At 33.3% G+C, this 6,140-nt stretch carries 6 protein-coding genes; 3 read left to right on the top strand and 3 right to left on the bottom strand.

The annotated features are described in order from the left end of the window. The 3 genes from AB4Y90_RS14630 to AB4Y90_RS14620 form a co-directional block, all read left to right on the top strand. The coding region (locus AB4Y90_RS14630) for an HRDC domain-containing protein (protein WP_441558281.1) at nt 1-426 on the top strand (426 nt) is incomplete at its 5' end. A 141-nt stretch (nt 427-567) separates the two neighbouring features. Further along, a complete protein-coding gene (hisS, locus tag AB4Y90_RS14625) occupies nt 568-1,938 on the top strand; it encodes a histidine--tRNA ligase (protein WP_441558280.1) in 1,371 nt (456 codons plus the stop codon). Between the two features lie 11 nt (nt 1,939-1,949). Beyond that, nucleotides 1,950-2,636, top strand: coding sequence for a DUF1835 domain-containing protein (locus AB4Y90_RS14620; protein ID WP_441558279.1), 687 nt, complete (start codon nt 1,950-1,952; stop codon nt 2,634-2,636). A 76-nt stretch (nt 2,637-2,712) separates the two neighbouring features. On the opposite strand, the gene AB4Y90_RS14615 is transcribed toward AB4Y90_RS14620, so the two are convergent. The 3 genes from AB4Y90_RS14615 to AB4Y90_RS14605 form a co-directional block, all read right to left on the bottom strand. Then, entirely contained in the window at nt 2,713-4,269 is a 1,557-nt protein-coding gene (locus AB4Y90_RS14615; protein ID WP_441558278.1) for a hypothetical protein, read from the bottom strand. Beyond that, the gene (locus tag AB4Y90_RS14610; RefSeq protein WP_441558277.1) at nt 4,270-5,238 is read right to left on the bottom strand and encodes a hypothetical protein; all 969 of its coding nucleotides are present in this window, start codon (nt 5,236-5,238) and stop codon (nt 4,270-4,272) included. It abuts the gene before it with no gap. A gap of 6 nt (nt 5,239-5,244) precedes the next feature. Continuing rightward, nucleotides 5,245-6,140 (bottom strand): hypothetical protein (locus AB4Y90_RS14605; RefSeq protein WP_441558276.1); only part of this gene is annotated, 896 nt, incomplete at its 5' end.

The following is a 6,140-nucleotide window of genomic DNA, read 5'->3' as shown; positions in this document are numbered from 1 at the left end:
GAAGAGTTTCTGCGTGAAGACCAAAAATTAATTGATAATTTCCTTGAGAATCATGAAATTATTACAACTGAAACGGCATTTGTGCAAGACGAGCAGTTTTGGTCGGTGGTAATGTATTATAATGATACGAAATCAGTGCCCGTAAAAACAGTTGTAAAAGATTCTAAAACCGTAAAATATTCTGCAGATGATGAAGCTTTAAGCAATGATGAAATCAAAATTCTAGATGCCCTGAAACTTTGGCGCTCAGAAAAAGCAAAAGAACAAAATCTTCCAACGTATTTTATTGCCACCAATAAAGAGCTTGTTTCCGTTGCTAAATATAAACCTGCGAAAAAAGAAGAGCTGCTCGATATTAAAGGCTTTGGAAAACATAAAATTGAAAACTACGGTGAAGAGATTTTAGAAATTCTGGAAAGTGTATAAAACGAAATATAAAAACACAATTGATGAAATGAAGGCTGTAGAAATAAAATCTGCGGCTTTTTTATTTGATTTAAAAGTCCTTTCAATTCCTTATTTTTGCAGTCAATATCATTTATCAACAATCAATTATCATTTATAAAAATGAAGCCAAGCTTAGCAAAAGGAACGAGAGATTTTACCTCACTGGAAGTTTCAAGAAGAAAATACATCATCAATATATTACAGAAGAATTTTGAATTATTCGGGTTTCAGCCTTTAGAAACACCAAGCTTTGAAAATCTTTCCACATTAACCGGGAAATATGGCGAAGAAGGCGATCGTTTGATTTTTAAAATTTTAAACTCAAGTATCAACGAATCTAAAGAAGAGAAAAAAACTCAGATGTTGAACGATTTTCAGAAAGCTTTAGACAAACCTTTCAGTGCAGAAAGTCTTACCGATAAAGCCCTTCGTTATGATTTGACGGTTCCGTTTGCAAGATTTGTTGCGATGAATCACGGGAAATTGACTTTCCCATACAAACGGTATCAGATTCAGCCGGTTTGGAGAGCAGATCGTCCGCAAAAAGGGAGATTCAGAGAATTTTATCAATGTGATGCCGATGTTGTAGGAAGCGAAAGTCTTTGGCAGGAAGTTGATTTGGTTCAATTGTATTTAAAATCTTTTGAAGAATTAAAAGTTTCGGTTACCATTCACATCAACAACCGAAAAATTCTTTCCGGTTTGGCAGAATATGCAGGAATTACCGATAAGCTGATCGATTTTACAGTTGCTTTAGATAAGTTAGACAAAATAGGGAAGGATGGAGTAGTGAAGGAACTTTTGGAAAGAAATATCTCTCAGGAATCGATCGATAAATTAGATTTCCTTTTCAACCAGTCTGATGATGCTTTAAAAAACCTTCTTCAGCTGAAAGAAAAGTTTGCAGGAAACGAAATCGGCTTGAAAGGGGTAGAAGAACTTGAATTTGTAATTACACAATCTTTAAATCTGGGTGTCGATATTCAAAATCTTGTTTTTGATATTACTTTGGCGCGTGGTTTAGATTATTATACCGGAGCTATTTTTGAGGTAAAAGCAGACGAAGCTCAAATGGGTTCTATCGGCGGTGGAGGAAGATACGACAATCTTACTGAAGTTTTTGGCGTAAAAAATGTTCCCGGAATCGGAATTTCTTTCGGGCTGGACCGAATTTATCTGGTAATGGAAGAACTGAATCTTTTCCCTGAAGAAGCTGCATCAAATGTAGAATATCTGTTTGCCAACTTTGGCGGAGAAGAAACTTCGGAAGCTTTAAAATTAATCATTCAATTAAGACAAAAAGGAATTTCTGCTGAGCTGTATCCTGAAAGTGCAAAAATCAACAAGCAGTTTACCTACGCAGAAAAGAAAGGAATTAAAAACCTGGTTTTCTTAGGCGAAGAAGAGCTGAAAAATAACACGGTTACCTTTAAAAACTTAGAAGCTGGCGAACAAAAAACGGTTTCGCTGGAAGAGTTTCTTAATTCTTAAATTCTACACAGATGAAAATTTTTCACATTCTGAATGGCGATTGTTTAGCCAAAAAATTTCCGAAAAATTTGGAAGGTGAAATTATTATCTGGCGTGAAGCTTTAATTGATGGTTCCGTTTCTGATGAAGATTTTTTTGAAAACCGGAAAAGATTTATTGCTGAAAATTACGATTCAGAAAGGAGTTATGACGATTTGGTGATAAAAGAATTTCAGAAAATACAAAATATTCAGGAAGATTCTGAAGTATTTTTCTGGTTTGAAGACGACTTGTTTTGTCAGGTAAATTTTTGGTTTTTAATTTCGAGTTTGAATTTAAATAAAACAAAGATTTTCAGAGTTTTCCCAAATGATACAGAAAAAGGATTTGCAGAAAGCGATGAAAAAGATTTGCAAGAAATGTTTCATTCAGCAAAAGAAATTAGCGATTCTCAAAGAAGGCTGATTTCTGAACTTTGGAAAGATTTCCAGCAGAATAATGTATCGAAAGAGGTATCATCAGAAATTGTAAGAAACCTTGCTGAGCTCATTATTGCAAACCAAAACCGTTTTAACGGAGTTTTAGAAAATCAGATAAAAGGTATTCAAAAAAAAGCAGAAAGTTTTGAAGAAATTTTTAAAATTTTTAATCAGAAATATCCTGTTTATGGTTTTGGAGATTTGCAGTTAAAGCGATTTATTGATCAGTTTTCTAAATGATTTAGATTAAAATAGAAAAAGAAAATTCCGGCTGCGAAGCAGCCGGAATTTTAATTAAAACAAATAACAATCTCATTTATCTCGGTACAAACACCGGAATTTTCTTCAGAAAATCTTTTTTTACTAAAATCGTATCCTGACTGATTTCTTTAAAAGCATTTGGATTTTCTTTAAAAAGAATCTTACCGTAATCTTTCTTTTGAAAACCATAAACGTCTTTGATGATCTTATTTTTCGCAAATATGGTATCCACTACATTTTCTATAGTAGAGTTGTTTTCAGTGAGCAAACTTAAAACCAGATTTTTATTGGCAATATCTTTTGCACTGTCATTCGGAGCAGGATTTAAATTACTCTTCCAAAGATTATCCTGATCTGAAACTTCGTTTATAGTTGTATCCTCCTGAACAGGAGTAACATCGGGAATCACTTCAGACTTCTTTTCTTTTTCGTAAAATAAGGTGAAAAATATCAAAGCACCGATCAATAAAATATTTAAAACTAAAGAGAAAATAACGAAGCCTTTGTTTTTGCTTTTCTTTTCTTCGGTATAAGAATATTCAGATAAAGAAGGTCTTTGCAGAGGAAAAGTACTCACATTTCGGGGATTGCCTAAAGAAGAAACCGGTGTTGAAAGATTCAGTTTTCTTTTTTCTTCATAAAATTCTTTTTCAATTTTTTTGATAGAATCATTAATTTCTTCTAACTGTTTTCCTGATTCCAGGGCAGAAATATTTTCATTGAATTTCCGTAAAAAATTTGAATATAAGCTGKTTAAAGCCATCAGATTTTTATCTGCATTCTCAATTTTTTTCCCGTTTTCAAGGTGTGTTTGTTCGTCTTGCTCTATTTTTTTCTTAAAACTTTCGTATTCGTTTCTCCCTTCATCTTCAATTTTTTTGCTTTTCTGTTTCAGTTTTGAAATGGTATTGATTAACTGCTGTTTGATTTCAGTTTTAAAATTTTGAATTTCTTCATCTAATATTTTGATGTCAATCAATCGGAAAAGCCTTTTCTGAGATACAAATTCAGCAATTTCTTTACTGTCTATAAAAAATAAGGTATCGTATTTTGGCAGAATTTCCAAGGCTTTTYTAAACAAATTCTGAATAGAATGATTGTCTAATTTGCCGGTAAAAATAACCAGGTTTTTGTCTGAACTTTGCCAGTCTGTAAAGCTTATTTTTTTGCAGTTATATTCAATTTTTTCAAAATCCTGATCAAAAACATTGGTAAGATTAAACTCTTTTGAATGATTAATATTTAAAACATTATTGCTTACATTATTGTTTTTTAATTTCTGGTGAATCTTGTGCAGTGAGCTGAGTATGATGTTTTCATCGGCGGTTTCATCAGAAAAAATCAAGCTTGTACCGATAAAAGTGCCTGTTCTGTTAGAATTTTTTTCTTTTGCATACGTGTAAACAGAATAAGAGATCAAAAATCTGTCTGCCACACCTTCTTTTCTAATCGAATAGATGCGGTCATTTGGCGATAGCAATTGTATGGCATCTGTTTTCAGATCAAAAGTTTTTAAAGCTTTTTCTAAATTTTTATTTCCATAAATACAGGATTGGGTAAAACCATTCGGAGTTCCGAAGGTAGCGTAGCCGAAGACATTTATATTTTTCATTTATTTTGAAAAGCTAAATTTTATTTTTTCCCAAAAAGTTCCTTCATAATCCAGATCATAGCCTACAATATTATAATACAGCCACTTTGCAATTACTTCTGCCGACTCAAGGTTAAGGAGCGTAATCTTTTCGGTTCCTGCCTGATTCTGCACATTTCCTATTGTAAAATAGGTTTTGCTGAGATTATAGGTGTCAATCCTGTTATTGGTCATGCTCAATCTTTCACTGATGAAATTTTCCAGATGTTGTTCGTTATCCACACCTGTATTTCCCGATTTATCCCATTTAGAAATAATAAGAAGTACATTTACATTCTTCAGGTTTTTACCTTTTTTTTCAAGATAATCTAAAAATTCCACGATTTTAGAATCTTCCTGGTGTGCTTTGTCATAGCTTGTTACGATAAGGAAATTCAAAGGAATATCTGAATTTAAGTAAGCTTCAATATCTGCATGATATTTTCCGCCTCTTGAAATTTCGTTATGGTTTTCTCCTGCCGTTTCTAAAAATGAAATATTAATGGAAGGAACTTTCTTCGACTGATTGTTAGGATCAAAAACAAAATCTAATCTCGTAACCTGATCTCTTGTGCTTCTGTTGGGAAGAATACCTCTTTTGATATTTTCAAAAAAATCTGCCAGTAAAATCTGTGCTTCTCTGGAATTTGGACTTCCCAGTTTCGGTCGCAAAACTCCTGCATAAGAATTCAGGTAATATAAAATCGCCGATAAGATAACTGATTTTCCCGAAGCAGATGTTCCGTAAAAGAAAACAAAATTGCTGTCTTTATTTTTTACCGTTGTGGAACTTCCGTTTGAGGTGGGAACAAAACCATCGTCTTCTATTTCTGATGTATAGATATTTTCATTCGTTAGAATCTCGTTTTGAGTTTCATTAAAATCATCAAATTTTTTAAAATCGTCGTAATTGTAGTTGTCGAAAGAAAATGGTTGGTCGTTATTTGCCATGGTCATTTATTTATTAGGAATTAATGTTCTGCCTTTTTTTCTGTTCCCCAAAACGCTGTTGTTGGTTCTGCTATCCTGATTTGTAACCAGCAAAATAATAATCACAATCACAAAATCTAGCAAGATACATCCCGCCAAAACCACAAACTGATACATTCCGAAGTTTTTGATGGCGTGTTCGAAAGCGTAACCGATTTTTCCAACGTCCTGTGTTTTTGAAACAAGGGGTTCAAATTTAAATTTATCTTCTCCTAAAACATTGCCGGCTTTGTTTCCGATCTTATTATAATCAGTTAGAGCATTGTCAATAAGTGACTGTGCCAAATCATCTTTGTCTTTTTTAGATAACAGTAAAAATTCCTGCACTCTTTTGTTCCATTTTAAAACAGCATTATTGATGTCTGATTTCAGATTTTTTTCATCAGGTGAGAGATCCATCACCATATTATCGATCTGGCTTCCCATTCTTTGGGCTAAATCTTCGTAATCGTTTCCGATTGGAGTGAGAAGATCTACTTTTTGACCCGTCATTTTTTCAATATCTCTAATCAGTGATTGCGCTCTTGAACCGATTCCTTGGTTTGCAGGATCTATAATCTGAGCCATCAATTGTTTTTTCTTGATCTCAATATTTCGTGTAGTTTCTTTCGGATATTTATAATTTAATTTAGCTTCTATGTTTCCTTCAAGGTGATTGAAATCTTCATTGATGGTTCGTAGTTCTGTTTCATAAATAGCGGTACGCATAAATCTCGTGTACAACGCATTGAAATTGGCAATAAAGCAAAACGATGCAATAAAAATGTAGATTCCGACCAGACTTCCGGTAGATTTACCTTCAAGTTTTGCAGCACGAAGCATCCAGCATTTACCTTCAAGTTTTGCAGCACGAAGCATCCAGC

The sequence above is a fragment of the Chryseobacterium sp. 2TAF14 genome (assembly GCF_052115105.1).
GTDB lineage: Bacteria > Bacteroidota > Bacteroidia > Flavobacteriales > Weeksellaceae > Chryseobacterium.
Note: the sequence above shows the minus strand (reverse complement) of the source record. Positions and strands in the feature narration are given on the sequence as shown.

Excerpts from the sequence above, each read along its gene's own strand:
- AB4Y90_RS14610 (WP_441558277.1), bottom strand. The coding sequence starts at position 5,238 with ATGGCAAATAACGACCAACCATTTTCTTTCGACAACTACAATTACGAC.
- AB4Y90_RS14620 (WP_441558279.1), top strand. The coding sequence starts at position 1,950 with ATGAAAATTTTTCACATTCTGAATGGCGATTGTTTAGCCAAAAAATTT.
- hisS (WP_441558280.1), top strand. The coding sequence starts at position 568 with ATGAAGCCAAGCTTAGCAAAAGGAACGAGAGATTTTACCTCACTGGAA.